We start from the raw sequence: 16,376 nt of genomic DNA, 5'->3' as shown, positions 1-16,376 counted from the left end.
GGTGGTCCCGGGCTCGTGAACCCGTCGTGTCGCCGTGCCCGTCGTGTCGCCGTGCCCGTCGTCCCGTCCGCTCACGGCACCTTCGCCAGACCGCGCAAGGACGCGTCGAGCACCTGGGCGGTGTGCGCCACCGGGATCGGCGCGACCCCCCGGCGGCGGATCGCCGCGGAGATCTGCATGGTGCAGCCGGGGTTGGCGGAGACCAGCAGACCGGCGCCGGTGTCGAGGACCCGCTCCGCCTTGCGGTCGCCGAGATCCCTGGCGGTCTCCGGCTCGAACAGGTTATAGGTCCCCGCCGAGCCGCAGCAGATCGACGACTCCGCGATCTCCCTCAGCTCCAGGCCGGGGATCGCGGTGAGCAGCGCGCGCGGCTGGGAACGCACCCGTTGCGCGTGGGCCAGGTGGCAGGCGTCGTGGTAGGCCGCGACGACCGGCAGCGGGTGCCGTTCGGCCACCGGGCCCAGCTCGACGAGGTACTCCGCCAGGTCGACGGTCCTGATGGCCCGGGCCCGGTCCGCCCACGCCCCGCCGAGGATCTCCGCGTAGCCCTTCATCGTCGAGCCGCAGCCCGCCGCGTTGACCACGATCGTGTCCACGCCCGCCCGCTCGAAGGCGGTGATCGTCCGCCTGGCGAGGCGCACGGCCTGCTCCTCCCGCCCGGAGTGCAGGGACAGTGCCCCGCAGCAGCCCTGCGACGCGGGGACGACCACGTCGCAGCCCTCCATCGCGAGCACCCGGGCCGTGGCCGCGTTGACCTGCGGGAAGAACTCGCCCTGCACGCATCCGGTGAGCATCCCGACCGTGGCCCTGCGTGGCCCGCGTGCGGCGATCCTGCCCGGCAGCCGCACCCGTGCCCGCACCGGCGGCGCGAGGTCGGCCATCGCGGCCAGGGACGGGCTGATCCGTTCCAGGCCCGGCGCGAGACGGCGGCGCAGCCCCGCGCTGAGCCGGAGCGGCAGCCGCAGCGCCCGCAACCGCCGGGGGTAGGGGAGCAGCTGGAACACCGAGGCCCGCAGCATCCGGTCGCCGGGCCGCCTGCGGTGCGCACGCTCCACCTCCGCCCGGGTCTGCTCGATCAACCGGTCGTAGCGCACCCCGGACGGGCAGGCCGGCACGCACGCCATGCACCCCAGGCACGCGTCGAAGTGCCCGGCCATCTCCGGGGTCAGCGGTGTGCCCTCGACGTGCTGCTTCATCAGGTGGATCCGGCCGCGCGGGGAGTCCATCTCCTCACCCCACAGCACGTACGTAGGGCACGAGGGCAGGCAGAACCCGCAGTGCACGCAGTCGCCGATCAGTTTCGGGTCCATGCCGGCTCCCTCCCACGGGCCATCGGCGGACGCATGTCAGATCCCGCCCACGAACCGGCCGGGGGACATCCGCCTGCCGGGGTCGAACCGCTCCTTGATCCGCCGCATCAGCGGTTGCGCGCTCGACGGGCCCCAGCGGTCGACCCCGTCCGCGAGTCCCGGTGGCGCGGCGAGCACCGTCAGGCCGCCGCCGAACGGGTGCAGCCCGGCGCGCACGCCCGTGACGAGGCCGGTGAACGCCTCCCGGTCCATCCCGGCCGGGAAGGACATCCGGAGCACCGCGGAGGCCGCCGACCCGCGCACGCGCGCGGGCAGCCCGTACGCGGCGATCACCCGCAGCGCGTGGTGCGTGCAGGCGGGCGGGACCCGCAGTTCGAGCAGCGTGTCCTCACCCGGCGCCGCCGCCCACCATTCGGGCGCCTCGGTGCGCAGCCACGCCGTCCCGTACGCGCTCATCAGCTCGCGCAGGGCCTCCGCCCGCGCGCCGGCCGACACGCCCTCGACGAGGACGGCCACGGTGAGGTCGTGTCGCGGGCCCGGCCAGTCGATCTCGATCGCGCTCGGCTCGGCCTGGGCCGACGCCAGCGCCGTGACCAGGCTGTCCAGCCGGCCGAACCCGTCTGATCCCGGCGGGAGCCCGCCCGGCCGGTACGCCTGCCCGCCCGGGGTGCCGCCGGTCCGCGGCGCGGGCAGGTCCACGCCGGCCCAGCGGCGGTCGGCGGGCACCGGATGGAGGCGGAAGGTCGCCTCGGTGATGACGCCGAGTGTGCCGTACGAGCCGGTGAAGAGCTTGCCCAGGTCGTAACCGGCGACGTTTTTGACGACGGCGCCGCCGGAGCGGGCGACCGTGCCGTCGGCCAGCACCACTGTGACGCCGATCAGCAGGTCTCGGGCGGTGCCGTAACGGAACCGGCGGGGCCCGGCGGTCGCGGTGGCGAGCGTGCCGCCGACGGTACCGCCGACGGTGCCGGCGCGCGGGACGCCGTCGAGGGCGAGCTCCTGGCGGGACCCGGCGAGCATGGAGTTCAGGGTGCCGAGGGCGAGCCCGGCGCTCACCCGTGCCACCAGGTCTCCGGCGGAGTGCTCGACGACCAGGCCGTCGCCGAACGTCAGCCCGCGGGTGTCGAGGAGCAGGTCGCACCGCTCGGGAGGGTTCCCCCAGTCCAGTTTGGTCCGGTCACCGGCCGGCACCACCGCGAGGTCGCGCGCCGCCGAGACGCGCATCAGCGCGGCGACCTCCCCGGTGTCGCGGGGGGAGGCCACCCAGCGCGGGGCGACCCCGGCCACCGCGTCACCGGGGGCCGCATCCCGGATCACCGCCCCCGTCGCGCGCAGCGCCTCCATCGCCTCGGGTGCCTCCGGCGGGCCCCCGGTGCCCGTCGCGTCCGTCACGCCCATCAGAACTGCTCCGCCAGCCCGGCCTCGACCAGCGGGTGCGCGCCCCTGCGTACCCCGGGCGCCTCCCCGCACAGGCGCGGGGTCGGGAAGACCTTGCCCGGGTTCGACAGGCCGCGCGGGTCGAAGGCGCAACGGACGAGCTGCATGGTGTCGAGGTCGTCCGCGGAGAACATCTTCGGCATGTAGCGCGCCTTGTCCACTCCGACACCGTGCTCACCGGTGATGGATCCGCCGTGCTCGATGCACAGGTCGAGGATCCGCCCGGAGACCAGTTCGGCCCGCTCGGCCGCACCGGGCTCGGCGTCGTCGAACAGCACCAGCGGGTGCAGGTTGCCGTCGCCCGCGTGGAAGACGTTGGCCACCCGGATGCCGTACTCGTGGGAGAGCCGGTCGATGCTCGCCAGCACGCCGGGGAGCGCGGTGCGGGGGACGACCCCGTCCTGGACGATGTACGCCGGGCTGATCCGGCCCACCGCGGCGAAGGCCGACTTGCGGCCTTTCCAGATCGCCGCCCGCCGCTCGGGGTCGTCGGCGACGCGCAGCTCGAACGCCCCGGCCTCCCGGCAGAGCCGCGTCACCTCGCCGAACTGGTGGGCCACCTCCTCGGCCGGGCCGTCCAGCTCCACGATCAGCACGGCACCCGCGCCTTCGGGATAGGCGCAGGCCACCGCGGCCTCGGCGGCCTCGACGGCGAGGGCGTCCATCATCTCGATCGCGGCGGGCACGATGCCGCCGCCGATGATCGCCGAAACCGCCCGGCCGCCCCGCTCGACGTCCTCGAAGGCCGCCAGCAGCGTGGTCACCGTCTCGGGTGCCCGGCTCAGCCGCACGGTGACCTTGGTCGCGATGCCGAGGGTTCCCTCCGAGCCGACGAACGCTCCCAGCAGGTCGTAGCCGGGGCCGCTCTCCGACAACTCCACGATGTAGCCGTCGGGGGTGACGATCTCCAGGCCGAGTACGTGGTTGACGGTGAAGCCGTACTTCAGGCAGTGGGCGCCGCCGGAGTTCTCCGCCACGTTGCCGCCGATCGTGCAGACCTGCTGGCTGGACGGATCGGGTGCGTAGTAGAAGCCCAGGCCGCGCACCGCTTCGGTGATCGCCAGATTGGTGACGCCGGGCTCCACCGTGGCCCGCCGGTTCGGCAGGTCGATCGAGAGGATCCGCCGCATCTTCGCGGTGACGATCAGCACCCCGTCGGAGCGCGGCAGGGCCCCGCCGGACAGGCCCGTCCCGGCGCCACGGGCGACGAACGGCAGATCGTGCTCGTTGCAGATCCGGACCACGCCGGCGACCTGCTCGGCGGTGTCCGGCAGTACGACGACGCCGGGGGTGACCCGGTGGTGGGTCAGCCCGTCGCATTCGTAGGTGCGCAGCCGGACGGGATCGGTGATCACCGACCGGGGGCCGAGGAGCTCCTCGAACCTGCGGGCCGGCCCGTCCAGCGGTCTGATCGACATCGTTCCTCCTCGGATGTGCGGGGCCGCCCGGCGGCCCCGCACCGGTTCTTCCCGGGTGCCGTTCCCCGCCGGAGCCGGCGCCCGGGAAGGAGCGTTCGTGTCACGGCATGCGCGCGTAGGCGGGGAGAGTGAGGAACTCCGCGAAGTCGTCGTCGAGGGCGACTTCCTTGAACAGGGCGACGGCCTGGTCGTAGCGGGTCTCGTCGTAGCCCGGCTCGGCCTTGATCCCGGCGAGTTCCTCGTCGATGATCCGCTCGACCAGTTCCCTGGTGACCGTCTCGCCGGTGTCGGCGAGCTCGATGCCGTTGTGGATCCACTGCCAGATCTGGGAACGGGAGATCTCGGCGGTGGCCGCGTCCTCCATCAGGTTGTGGATGGCCACCGCACCCAGCCCGCCCATCCAGGCGGCCAGGTAACGCAGGGCCACGTCGACGTTGTTGCGCAGGCCCGCCTCGGTGATGTCACCGGGGGTCTTGGAGACCGCGAGCAGGTCGGCGGCGGAGACGGAGACGTCCTCGCGCAGGCGGTCGAGCTGGTTGGGCCGGTCGCCGAGGACCGCGTCGAAGACCTCGCGGCAGACCGGGACCAGGTCGGGGTGGGCCACCCAGGAACCGTCGAAGCCGTCGCCCGACTCGCGGGTCTTGTCGGCGGTGACCTTCTCCAGGGCGACCTTGTTGATCTCGGGGTCGCGGCGGGAGGGGATGAACGCCGCCATACCGCCGATGGCGTGGGCGCCCCGCTTGTGACAGGTGCGGACCAGCAGCTCGGTGTAGGCGCGCATGAACGGGGCGGTCATCGTCACCGCGTTGCGCTCGGGGAGCAGGAACTCCCGGCCACGGGTGCGGAACTTCTTGATCACGCTGAAGAGGTAGTCCCAGCGGCCGGCGTTGAGCCCCGCGGAGTGGTCGCGGAGCTCGTAGAGGATCTCCTCCATCTCGAACGCGGCCGGGTAGGTCTCGATGAGGACGGTCGCCCGGATCGTGCCCTGCGGGATGTCGAGCAGGTCCTGTGCCCGGACGAAGACGTCGTTCCAGAGACGGGCCTCCAGGTGCGACTCCATCTTCGGCAGGTAGAAGTAGGGCCCCTTGCCCTTGGCCATCTGCCGCTGCGCCGAGTGGAAGAAGTAGAGACCGAAGTCGACGAGGGACCCGGACAGCGGGGCGCCGTCGAGCGTGAGGTGTTTCTCCTCCAGGTGCCAGCCGCGGGGGCGGACCACGATGGTGGCCAGTTCGGCGTCGGGCTTGAGGGTGTAGCTCTTCCCGCCGGCGGAGAAGTCGATGGTCCGGTCGAGCGCGTCGCGCAGGTTGATCTGACCGTTGACGGTGTTCTCCCAGGTGGGAGCGTTGGCATCCTCGAAGTCGGCCAGCCAGACCTTGGCTCCCGAGTTGAGCGCGTTGATCGTCATCTTCCGGTCCACCGGGCCGGTGATCTCAACCCGGCGGTCGACCAGGCCTGGCGCGGGCGGGGCGACGTGCCACTGCGACTCGCGCACGTGCCGGGTCTCCGGCAGGAAGTCGAGGGTGCCGCCCGCCGACAGCTCCGCCTGCCGTGCCTGGCGGGCCTGGAGCAGCTCCACACGCCGGAGGCCGAACTCCCGCTGGAGGGCGGCCAGGAAGGCCAGGGCCTCCGGCGTGAGGATCTCGTCGAACCGGTCGTGCGAGGGGCCGTTGATCTCAACGCTGTCCATGAGCTCTCTTTCCATAGAGTGGAAAAATAGTTCTGAATTGTGGAATCGAAGCTACTTTACGGCTCCTCGCCGGTCAAAGAACAGGGGCTTCCTCAGGGCAGTCTCGGGGGCTTCCCGGATGATCGGCGGCAGGAGCTCGTGGACAGTGGGACATGCCCCGCGCGAGGGGCCCGCCGTGACGGGAAGCGACAGGGAAGCGAACGGCTTCCCGAGAACCGAGGATTGAGCGCATGAAGAAGAACCTGCTCGTCGCCGGAGCGCTACTGGGCTCGGTGTCCGTCCTCTCCGGCTGCCAGTTCGGCCTGGACTTCCGCGAGCGGGAGCAGGACGTCATCTCCTACGACGTCACAGACAAGGTGACCGTCCTGGACGTCGACAGCGGCGCGGGGGACATCGTGGTCACCGAATCGAACCGGTCCGGCGTCCACGTCACCGAGACGATCCACTGGCGCGGCAAGCGGCCGGTCACCGCGCACCTGGTGGACGGCGACCGGCTCAACCTGCACTACCGCTGTGACGGGTCCGACTGCTCGGTCGACTACAGGGTCGAGATCCCGCCGGGCCTGGCCGCCACGCTGAACAGCGGCTCGGGAACCCTCACGCTGCGCGACCTGAGCGGAGAGGTCACCGCCGTCAGCGGCTCCGGCGACATCGACGCCTCCGGGCTGCGCGCCAGGCGGTTCCGCGCCGAGGCCGGATCCGGCGACGTGGAGGCGGGGTTCAAGGAGACGCCCGACCACGTGGAGGTCGAGACCGGTTCCGGTGAGGCCACGGCGTATCTGCCCGGCGGGAAGTACGACGTGACCCTCGAAACCGGCTCCGGCGACAAGACCGTCCAGGTGACCGACGACCCGTCCTCGCCGCGCAAGATCACGCTGCGGACCGGCTCCGGCGACGCCGGGGTCCTGCTGAGCTGACCCCCCGGCCCTTCCCCCCGGGGGGTCGATAACCAGATGATGGCCGGGGGGTTCGCGTGGCACCATCGGAGGGAAGAGACCGGGGGTGCTCGCGCGTTCACTCATATGAGAAGAACGTGTTACGGACAACCATTTGAATGGGAGCGACGACATAGACACTCGTGAGCCGCTGGACATCGACCGATTCGACGACCTGCCCGACATCGGCGAGATGGAACTGGCCGAGCGCCAGGCGTTGCGCCGGGTGGTGGGGCTCTCCACCGAGCTGGAGGACGTCACCGAGGTCGAGTACCGCCAGCTGCGACTTGAGCGGGTCGTCCTGGTCGGTGTCTGGACCTCGGGTACGGCGATCGACGCCGAGAACTCACTCCTGGAGCTCAAGCTCCTCGCCGAGACCGCGGGTTCCCAGGTGCTGGAGGGTGTGATCCAGCGCAGACAGAAGCCCGACACGGCGACCTACATCGGCTCGGGGAAGGCCCTGGAGCTCGCCGACATCGTCTCCGCCACCGGTGCCGACACCGTGGTGTGCGACGGCGAGCTGAGCCCCGGCCAGCTCCGCCAGCTCGAGGAGGTCGTCAAGGTCAAGGTCATCGACCGCACGATGCTGATCCTCGACATCTTCGCCCAGCACGCCAAGAGCCGCGAGGGCAAGGCCCAGGTCGAGCTCGCGCAGCTCAACTACCTGCTGCCGCGCCTGCGGGGCTGGGGTGGCAACCTCTCCCGCCAGGTCGGCGGACGCGCCGCGGGCGGCGTCGGCATCGGCGGCCGCGGCCCCGGTGAGACCAAGATCGAGCTGGACCGCCGCCGGATCCGTGAGCGCATGGCCAAGCTGCGCCGTCAGATCGGCGAGATGACCACGGCGCGCGAGACCAAGCGGGCACGCCGCCTGGCGCGCGAGATCCCCGCCGTGGCCATCGCGGGCTACACCAACGCCGGCAAGTCCTCGCTGCTCAACCGGCTGACCGGGGCGGGTGTGCTGGTCGAGGACGCGTTGTTCGCCACGCTCGACCCGACGGTCCGCCGGGCGCGCACGGCCGACGGCCGCCCGTTCACGCTGGCCGACACCGTCGGATTCGTCCGGCACCTGCCGCACCAGCTCGTCGAGGCGTTCCGCTCCACGTTGGAGGAGGTCGGCGACGCCGACCTGATCCTGCACGTGGTCGACGGCTCGCACCCCGATCCGGAGTCGCAGCTCGCAGCCGTGCGCGAGGTGTTCGCCGACATCGAGGGCGCCCGCGACATCCCGGAGATCGTGGTCATCAACAAGGCCGACGCCGCCGACCCGGTGGTGCTCGCCCAGCTGACCGCGCGGGAGAAGCCCGCGGTCGTGGTCTCGGCCCGCACCGGCGCCGGGATCGAGGAGCTCCGGGCCGTCATCGAGCGGGAGCTGCCCCGCTTCGACCAGGAGGTCAAGGTGCTGGTGCCGTACCAGCGCGGAGACCTGATCTCCCGGGCGCACCGGGAGGGCGAGGTCCTCGACGTCGAGCACACCGAAGACGGCACGATCCTGCACGCCAGGGTCCTGCCCGGTCTCTACGCCGAGCTGGAGCGGACCGCCAAGCCGGTCGAGACCGTCTGATCCGATGCCGTCCGGCCCGCACGCCGGCCGCGCCGCCCCCCTGGGGAGCGTGGCCGGCGTGCGGGCCGCGGTGTCCGGAGAATCCGGCTCAGCCGGCCGCCTCACGACGGAACATGACCAGCGCCACGTCGTCCTCGCGGGCGCCGAACCGCGCGATCAGGCGGTCGCAGAACGCCTCCAGGTCGCAACCGGTGTCGTCCGCCAGGCGGCGCGCGATCTCCAGGCTCTCGTCCAGCAGCTTGTCGCGGTCCTCGACGAGCCCGTCGGTGAACATCAGCACGGAACCGCGCTCGGGCAGCGTCAGCGAGTCGACCCGGTAGGTCTCCTCGGCCACGCCGAGCAGCAGGTTGCCCATGTTGTGGTAGACGGCCTCCCCGGTGCCGATGAGCAGCGGCGGGATGTGGCCCGCGTTCGCGATCTCCAGCTCGCCGGTCGCCGGATCGAGCAGGGTCAGGCACACGGTGGCGGTCATGCCCGGGTGGTAGCACCGCAGCACGTTGTTGAGCAGGGCCATCGACGCACCCAGGTCCGCGTTCGCGATGACGGACGCGCGCAGCGCGTGCCGGAGCTCCGCCATGACCGTGGCGGCCAGCAGTGAGTGCCCCTGGACGTCGCCGATGGCGATGAGCACCCGATGATCCAGTTTCAGGACCTCGTAGAAGTCGCCGCCGACCTCGACGTTGTCGACCGCGGGCTGGTAGCGCCAGCTGATCGTGAGCCCCGGGATGTCGGGAATCCGGGCGGGCAGCAGGCTGCGCTGCAGGGTGAGGGCGATGGTGTGCTCCTCGGTGTAGGCGCGCAGGGCGTCCACGGTGAGGGCCAGGGCCTGGCCGAGCTGGCGCAGGATGTTGATCTCGTCCTCGTCCAGCGGCGGGACCGCGTCGATCCCGAGGTAGACGGGCGGCCTGCCGACCTTGGTGCGGCAGAGCACCGACATGACGTCGCCGCTGATGTCGGCGTCCGGCACCAGCTTCAGCCACTCGTCGATCGACGTCGTGAAGACCCGGGTGCCCGCCGCGCCGTCCAGGGACATCGCGCTCAGCCTGGTCAGCGTCTCCGGAGGCGCGACCTTGGAGACCGCGGTGTCCGCCGCGGGGCGGGCGCTGAACCTCCGGGTCCGGCCGTCCGGCGGCAGGGCGAGGGTGCCGGCGGTCCGCCCGAGGATCCGCGAGGTGCCCTCGACGGCCGTGGCGAGCAGGTCGTCGAACGTCTCGGCGGCGTTCATGGCCAGCGTGACCTCGGTGAGCGCGGTCAGGCGGCGGGCCATCCGCTCGGCCCGCTGCCGCGCGCGGTAGTACCGCAGGGTGGCCTCGACCGTCGCCGCGAACTCGTCCGGCTCGACCGGCTCGGCCAGGTAGGCGTCGGCTCCCCGTTCCAGGCCCTGTGCCCGGTCGGCGGGGGTGACGGCCGCACCGGAGATCTGGATGACCGGGATCGACGACGTCGTCTCGTCGGCCTTGATCTGTTCGCAGACCTCGTAGCCGGTGATGTCGGGCAGCCGTACGTCGAGGACGACCAGGTCGGGCTGGAGCTCCCTGACCTTGGCCAGCGCCTCCACGCCGCCGGTGGCCTGCACGACCTGGTGACCCGCGCGCCGCAGCCAGCTGGACAGGATGTAGAGCTTGGTCGGCGTGTCGTCCACGACCAGCACCGTCGCCTCGTTCTGCTGGCTCTCACTCATCGCCGAGCCCCAGGGCGATCCTGACCGCCTCCAGCAGGCCGTCGCGACGCAGTCCCTGCTTGGGGAGGACCAGGCGGGCCCGGCCGGGTGACTCGTCCGGCGCGCCGGTCACGACGATCACCGGAACCTCCTGCAGCCGCTCGTCGTCGGCCATCCGCGCCATCAGGGCGGTGCCGTCCAGCCGGGGCATGAGCAGGTCGATCAACGCCAGGTCGGGCGGATCCCCCGCCATCGTCTCCAGCGCCACCAGGCCGTCGGGGGCCTCGTCGACGTGCCGGGCGAACCCGGTGAGCATCCGCCGCACCGTGGCGCGGAACTCCTCGTTGTCGTCCGCGACGAGCACCCGGTCGACCACCGGCTCATCGCCGTGGTGGTACGGCAGCCGCAGGGTCACCGTGGTGCCGCGCCCGACGGTACTGGTCAGCTGGAGGGTGCCGCCCAGCGCCTCGGCCAGCCTGCGCGCGTACGGAAGACCCAGACCGGTGCCCCTGGCCCGCACCGGGACCGGGACCGGTCTGGGCACCTGGAAGAACTCCTCGAAGACGCTCTCCAGGTGCTCCTCGGGGATACCGATCCCGGTGTCGCTCACGCTGAAGATCACATCCTGGGTGGCCGCGTCGAGGCACACCTCCAGCCGCACCTCGCCCTCCTCGGTGAACTTCAGCGCGTTGGACAGGAGGTTGCGCAGGATCCGGGTGAGCATCACCTCGTCGACGACGATCTCCGGCGGCGCCTGCGACACCTCCATGGTCAGCGTCACCCTGTCGCTGCCGGTGGTCGGGCCGAGGGCCATGCGCAGCTGCTCGGCCAGCACCACCGGGTCGACCGGGGAGGGCTGCGGGTCGAGCCGCCCCGCCTCCGCCTTCGCCATGTCGAGCAGCTCGCTCACCAGGCCGAGCAGTGTCTCGGCCGAGGAACCGATCAGCTGGATCTGGTGGCGCTGCTCGTCGGCCAGCGGTTCCCCGCCGGGCCCCACCAGGAGGCGGACCAAGCCGATGATCGAGTTGAGCGGGGTGCGCAGCTCGTGGCTGACCGTGGCCCAGAACCTGTCCTTGCTGGCGCTCGCCGCCCGCAGTTGCGCCGACTTCTCGTCCAGCTCCGCGTAGAGTGCGACGACGCCGCGGTTGGTCTGCTCCAGCTCCTCCGACAGCTGGTTGTAGAGCGCCATGACCCCCTGGTTGGTCTCCTGGAGCTCCGTGTTGAGCTGCAGGACCTCCTCCAGGGTCGCGGCGAGCTCCTGGTTCTGCTGGCGCAGCTCGTCGAGGGCCGTAGCCGGTGTCACCTTGGCCAGCCTGGCACGCATCTCCTGCGCGGAGGGCGTCGGGCGGCCCTGCGGAAGCCGTTTGACCATGCTTATTCTTCCCCCGGCGGGATCAAGCCTGATCAGGTCGACGAGACGTCCCGCCAGCATCACGCCGTCAGCCGAAGCGATGTCGTTCTTCGCCGGGAAGTCGATGGTGACGAGCAAACCTTCCCTCCCCAGCAGGAAGGCGACCGAGGCGCCGTCGGTGCCCTCGCCGAGCAGTTCCCTGCCGATCTCGCTCAGCGCGGTGGCCACCCGGATCTGGTCCTGGGCCTCCAGGCCGACGGTCTCGGCCACCTCCCGCCCCAGCTTACGCATGGCGAAGATGTCCTGGTCATCCCGGATGTGGATTCTGATCAGCTCGTCGGCGTTCATACGCCCGGCCTCAGGGCGACCACGCAGGCGTCGTCTCTGCGCGTTCCGGCGTCGCGCAGCAGTGTGGCGGCGATGACGGAGGGCAGCCGCGTGACCAGACCCGGATAGGTGGTGATGTCCCAGCGCTCGGAGAGCCCGTCGGAGTGGAGCACGACGACGCCGTGCGGAGGCACCGTGTACTCGTACTGCCGTAGGGTCCTGGCCTGGTGGCCCGCGATGCCCGGGACCGAGACCATGCCCTGCCGGCCGTCCTGGTGGACGATCCACGCCGAGACGTTGCCGAGACCGGCGAAACTCGCCTTTCCCGCCGCCCTGTCGACGCGGGCGACGGCGACGGCGCCGCCCCTGGTGTGGTTCAGGCCCCGGTGGATCCGTTCCAGGAGGGCGACCGGGGTGGGATCGGTCTCGGCGTGCTCGGCGAAGATCCGCGCGGCCTGCTGGGACGCCTGGGCGGCCGCGCCGCCGTGGCCGAGCCCGTCGCAGAGCATCGCGGTCATCGTGTCGCCCGTCTCGGCGATCACAAAGGCGTCGCCGCAGACGCTCTCCACGCCGATCGGCCGGGTCACCCCGCTGGCCAGCGAGGCGGGATGCGGGGAGTCGTGCGCGACGAAGTACATGCCGAGCACAGTGCCCCGGCCGGGTATGGAATGAACCTCATAACCGCTGGCCATCCGGGTGATTCCCCCCAGCCCGATGCCGAGGGTTCCGGTCGTGGAGTAGCCGTCGCGCAGGGCCCGGGCCACGTCTCCCATTCCCGGCCCCCGGTCGACCGCGAGGACCTCCACCGCCGTGTCCAGCTCAGGGTGCGGCCGGATCAGCATGATGCCCTCGACCGCGTGCTTGACGAGGTTCGACGCCGCCTCGCTCACCGCGACCGCCACCCGGCCGACGTCCTCCTCACCGAACCCGCGTCGTCCGGCGAGCGCCACGGCCGTCCGGCGCAGCGCGCCGATGGCGCTGGCGTCCTCGGCGCGCACCCAGACGTCGTTCTGCGAGCGGATCAACGTGCCCACTTGGTCACCGTGATCCGGGTGCCCTCACCGGGGGCCGAGGTCAGGTCGAACTCGTCGACCAGACGGCGGGAACCGCTCAGCCCGAGGCCGAGGCCGTTGCCGGTGGTCCACCCGTCGGTGAGCGCCTGCTCGATGTCGGGGATGCCGGGCCCGTCGTCGCTGAACGTGAGCTTCAGGCCCCTGCGCAGGCCGTTGTCCACCACCTCGATCCGCACCTGCCCGCCTCCCGCGTAGACCAGCGCGTTGCGCGCCAGTTCACTGGCCGCAGTAACGATCTTGGTCTGGTCGATCAGGGAGAGCCCGATGTTCACCGCGGCGGTCCTGACGTTCTGGCGGACCAGGACGACGTCGCCGTTTCCGGTGATGGGCAGTTCGCCGGAAGCCGTCACTGCGAGGCCGCGACGATCTGCGAGTTCTCGATCTGGTTCAGCAACGCGACGCCCTTCTCCAGATTCAGCGCCGTGCGTACGCCGCCGAGGGAGAGGCCCAGCTCGACGAGGGTGATCGCGACCGCTGGCCGCATGCCGACGACGATGGTCTCGGCGTCGAGCATGCGGGAGATCGCCGCGATGGTGGCCAGCATGCGGCCGATGAACGAGTCGACGATCTCCACCGCGGAGATGTCGATGATCACGCCTCGCGCTCCGGTCTCGACCACCTTCTCCGACAGGTCCTCCTGGAGCACCAGCACGCTCTGGTCGTGCAGGTCGATCTGGATGGAGACGATGAGGACGTCACCGAGCTTGAGGATGGGGACCCGGTCCATCATTCCTCCACCGTCCGCATGGCGATGCGCGACTGCCTGCCCTTGAGGAACTGTACGCCGCTGGCCCGCAACGTGTGGGCGAGGGCGTCGGCGAGCGTGGCCTTGGTCACGATGTCGCCGAACTCGATGCCCAGGGTGACGATGGTATGGGCGATCTGCGGGCGGATACCGGAGATCACGCACTCGGCGCCCATCAGCCGGGCCGCGACCACGGTCTTGAGCAGGTGCTGGGCCACCTCGGTGTCCACGGCGGGCACACCCGTGATGTCGATGACGGCGTGCTCGGAGCCGGTGTCGACCAGCGTCTGCAGCAGCTTCTCCATGACCACCTGGGTCCGGGCCGAGTCGAGCGTGCCGACCAACGGCACCGCCACGATGCCCTCCCACAGCTTCACCACCGGGGTGGACAGCTCCAGGAGCTGTTCCGCCTGGTCGGCGATGATCTTCTCCCGGGTCGCCGAGTAGGTCTCGATGGTGAAGAGCCCCAGGTCGTCGATGACGCGGGAGAACCAGATGAAGGCCTTGGCCGCCTCGGGGGAGCCGTCGTCCTCGATCACCCCATGCAGTGCCTCCTTCAACCCGAAGACCACGATCGCGGTGTCGGTCGGGGTGAAACCCTGGCGCGCGCGTGTCTGGGAGAGTTCGGCGAGCAGGCCGCGCAGGTCGCTGAAGTCGCCGGAGTCGCCGAGCGACCGGCGCAGCGCCTGGTAGATCTCACGGAGCTGACCGGGCAGCCCGGCCCGGTCGGCCTGGCCGCCGGCCGAGTTGCCGGCGATCTCAAGCCATCGCTTGAAAACGCGGTCCTCCTGTTCGTGAAGGAGTTCTTCGATGCGACGCCGGCCGGCGTCCGCGTGGATGGACAAGGTGACTCCCATGCGTGCGACCTGTCGAAATCTCGCACGAAAGCGTACACGGGACGCCCTGCTTGAGACCTTCGCCCGCAGGCCGGCGACCGCGATCCGGCGGGCCCGCAGGCGCGGAGGAGCGGACGAGGCCGACGTCGCCGGACCCCGAGCGCCCCGTTTTCCAGGCTAAATCGATCATGGGTGATGCTTCAACACCTCTCCTTGTGCGATGGAGGGTGTCTGATGTGCACTGTGAGTCTTGCGAAGTGCGCAAACGACCATAAAAACGACAGTGGTCGGCCTAGGTTTAGATTGCTACCATAAGGCAAATCTAGTGAGATGTTACTACTCAAGTTGCTCTGGCGACCGCCGTTGTGGGCGGGGAAAAAGGGGCTTGAGCTGCGAAAAGGCACGTGGTCTCGGATATGGCCGCCAGGCCGACGGGTGGGGCGTGGTCGTGGTCGGGCGGCGTTCTTCTCAATTAGCCTGTACAACCGGCTCGCTTGTGAAATAACGTAACTGAACTGAAATCGCCCGATCATGATCCTGGCGATACTGTCGCCGCACACAGATACGCGGATGAGAGCAGGAGACCCCCGATGCCGTCCGGATTCAGAACGGGCCTGACGGGTGCGGTGCCCGGCAGCGTCTGGGTCCGCCGGCTCCATCCGGGCATGGTCCCTTCCCGAGCGTCTTCCCCTGCGCACAAGGCGGTGATGCGGTGACGGTCCGCCTTCTGACCAACATCGGCCGGCTCTGGACTGGAAACGACGTATTCAGTAACGCGGCGATCCTCGTCCACAACGACCGGATCGCCTGGGTCGGCCGCGCCGCGGACCTGCCCCAGAGCGTTCCCGGCGTCGTGGACGACATCGTCGACGTCGACCATGTGGAGAACCTGGGCGGTGCGCTGGTCACCCCCGGCCTCATCGACGCCCACACCCACCCCGTCTACGCCGGCAACCGCTACGCCGAGATGGCGATGCGATCCGGCGGCTCCACCCCGTCCGCGATCACCGCGGCGGGCGGCGGCATCGGGTCCACCGTCACGGTGACCCGCGGGACCGACCCGTGGACGCTCTGCAACGGCGTCCGCGAGCGGCTGCGCGCCTGGCTGCTCAACGGCACCACCACGGTCGAGGCCAAGACCGGCTACCACCTGACCCGCGACGGGGAGCTGGCCGACGTGCGGCTCCTGCGCGAGCTGGAGAAGGAGCCGATGATGCCGCGGGTGCACGTGACCTTCATGGCCGCGCACGTCGTCCCGCCGGAATACTTCGGCCGCCAGCGCGACTACGTCGAGGCGGTGGGCGCCTGGTGCGCCGACGCCGCCGCGGCCGGCGCCGACAGCGTCGACGTCTACTGCGACGAGGGTCACTTCACCGCCGAGGAGGCCCACTGGGTCCTCGCCTCCGGGCGTAGCGTCGGCCTGCTGCCCCGCGTCCACGCCGGCGCCTACAGCCGTCGCGGCGCCGTCCAGCTCGCCGCCGAGCTCGGGTGCGCCTCGGCGGACCTGCTCCACCACACCACCGACGAGGACATCGCCGTCCTGGCCCGCTACGGGGTGCCCGCCGTGGTCTGCCCGGGGACCGCACTCCAGCGCGGCAGCCTGCCCCCGGTCCGCCGGATGCTCGCCCAGGGTGTCACCGTCGCACTCGGCAGCGACCACAACCCCGGCCACTGCGGGATCACCTCGATGTCACTGGTGATCAGCCTCGCCGTGGCGGCCTTCGGGATGAGCGTCGGCGACGCCCTGCGGGCGGCGACCCTCGGCGGCGCCACCGTCCTGGGCGTGCCCGACCGGGGCGTGCTGACCCCCGGCCGGCTGGCCGACATCGTCCAGTGGGACGCCGACCACGAAGGCGCCTTCGCCTGGGCCTTCGGTCTCAAGCCGCGCCGCGTCTGGCGCGGCGGCACCCCCGTTCAATAACCCGGCCGGGATCGCGGGCGACTCGGCAACCCGGCCGGGATTCCGCGTGGCCTGGCGCTCCCGGCGTCGGCCGGCGCGGGAGCGGACGGGACCGCCCGTCGCCCGGCGTCGCCGG

General features: G+C 71.1%; 13 protein-coding genes. 3 read left to right on the top strand and 10 right to left on the bottom strand.

The features are described from left to right. Window positions 1–71 precede the first annotated feature (71 nt). The 4 genes from F4562_RS08885 to aceB form a co-directional block, all read right to left on the bottom strand. Window positions 72–1,310, bottom strand: a complete 1,239-nt coding sequence (locus tag F4562_RS08885) for a (Fe-S)-binding protein (protein WP_184542470.1) — start codon at window positions 1,308–1,310, stop codon at window positions 72–74. Between the two features lie 36 nt (window positions 1,311–1,346). Further along, a complete protein-coding gene (locus tag F4562_RS08880; protein ID WP_246473387.1) occupies window positions 1,347–2,708 on the bottom strand; it encodes an FAD-binding oxidoreductase in 1,362 nt (453 codons plus the stop codon). Continuing rightward, a complete protein-coding gene (locus F4562_RS08875) occupies window positions 2,708–4,165 on the bottom strand; it encodes an FAD-linked oxidase C-terminal domain-containing protein (protein ID WP_184542468.1) in 1,458 nt (485 codons plus the stop codon). The genes F4562_RS08880 and F4562_RS08875 overlap by 1 nt, the downstream gene beginning before the upstream one ends. 100 nt (window positions 4,166–4,265) lie before the next feature. Then, a complete protein-coding gene (aceB, locus tag F4562_RS08870) occupies window positions 4,266–5,852 on the bottom strand; it encodes a malate synthase A (RefSeq protein WP_184542466.1) in 1,587 nt (528 codons plus the stop codon). 230 nt (window positions 5,853–6,082) lie between these two features. On the opposite strand from aceB, the gene F4562_RS08865 reads away from it, so the two are divergent. Further along, window positions 6,083–6,769 (top strand): DUF4097 family beta strand repeat-containing protein, encoded by a 687-nt coding sequence (locus F4562_RS08865; RefSeq protein WP_184542464.1) that lies wholly within the window; start codon window positions 6,083–6,085, stop codon window positions 6,767–6,769. Between the two features lie 211 nt (window positions 6,770–6,980). Next, a complete protein-coding gene (hflX, locus tag F4562_RS08860; RefSeq protein WP_246473854.1) occupies window positions 6,981–8,348 on the top strand; it encodes a GTPase HflX in 1,368 nt (455 codons plus the stop codon). 88 nt (window positions 8,349–8,436) lie between these two features. Here the strand turns inward: hflX and F4562_RS08855 are convergent, their stop codons facing one another. From F4562_RS08855 to F4562_RS08830, 6 genes are read right to left on the bottom strand one after another with little or no spacing between them, the layout of a single operon-like run. After that, window positions 8,437–10,029 carry a SpoIIE family protein phosphatase gene (locus F4562_RS08855; RefSeq protein WP_184542460.1) on the bottom strand — a complete coding sequence of 531 codons (1,593 nt, stop codon included), beginning with the start codon at window positions 10,027–10,029 and terminating at the stop codon, window positions 8,437–8,439. Next, window positions 10,022–11,707 (bottom strand): ATP-binding response regulator, encoded by a 1,686-nt coding sequence (locus F4562_RS08850; protein ID WP_184542458.1) that lies wholly within the window; start codon window positions 11,705–11,707, stop codon window positions 10,022–10,024. Before F4562_RS08850 ends, F4562_RS08855 begins: the two co-directional genes overlap by 8 nt. After that, the gene (locus F4562_RS08845; RefSeq protein WP_184542456.1) at window positions 11,704–12,720 is read right to left on the bottom strand and encodes a SpoIIE family protein phosphatase; all 1,017 of its coding nucleotides are present in this window, start codon (window positions 12,718–12,720) and stop codon (window positions 11,704–11,706) included. Before F4562_RS08845 ends, F4562_RS08850 begins: the two co-directional genes overlap by 4 nt. Next, window positions 12,708–13,109 (bottom strand): anti-sigma regulatory factor, encoded by a 402-nt coding sequence (locus tag F4562_RS08840; RefSeq protein ID WP_184542454.1) that lies wholly within the window; start codon window positions 13,107–13,109, stop codon window positions 12,708–12,710. The genes F4562_RS08845 and F4562_RS08840 overlap by 13 nt, the downstream gene beginning before the upstream one ends. After that, a complete protein-coding gene (locus tag F4562_RS08835) occupies window positions 13,106–13,486 on the bottom strand; it encodes an STAS domain-containing protein (RefSeq protein ID WP_221207100.1) in 381 nt (126 codons plus the stop codon). Before F4562_RS08835 ends, F4562_RS08840 begins: the two co-directional genes overlap by 4 nt. After that, window positions 13,486–14,361 carry an STAS domain-containing protein gene (locus F4562_RS08830; protein WP_184542450.1) on the bottom strand — a complete coding sequence of 292 codons (876 nt, stop codon included), beginning with the start codon at window positions 14,359–14,361 and terminating at the stop codon, window positions 13,486–13,488. Before F4562_RS08830 ends, F4562_RS08835 begins: the two co-directional genes overlap by 1 nt. A gap of 691 nt (window positions 14,362–15,052) precedes the next feature. Between F4562_RS08830 and hutI the strand changes: the two genes are divergently transcribed. Then, window positions 15,053–16,261: an imidazolonepropionase gene (hutI, locus tag F4562_RS08825; protein ID WP_184542448.1), complete on the top strand. Its 1,209-nt coding sequence runs from the start codon at window positions 15,053–15,055 to the stop codon at window positions 16,259–16,261. The last annotated feature ends 115 nt before the right edge of the window (window positions 16,262–16,376 follow it).

It is taken from the genome of Streptosporangium becharense (genome assembly GCF_014204985.1).
Lineage (GTDB): Bacteria > Actinomycetota > Actinomycetes > Streptosporangiales > Streptosporangiaceae > Streptosporangium > Streptosporangium becharense.
Note: the sequence above shows the minus strand (reverse complement) of the source record. Positions and strands in the feature narration are given on the sequence as shown.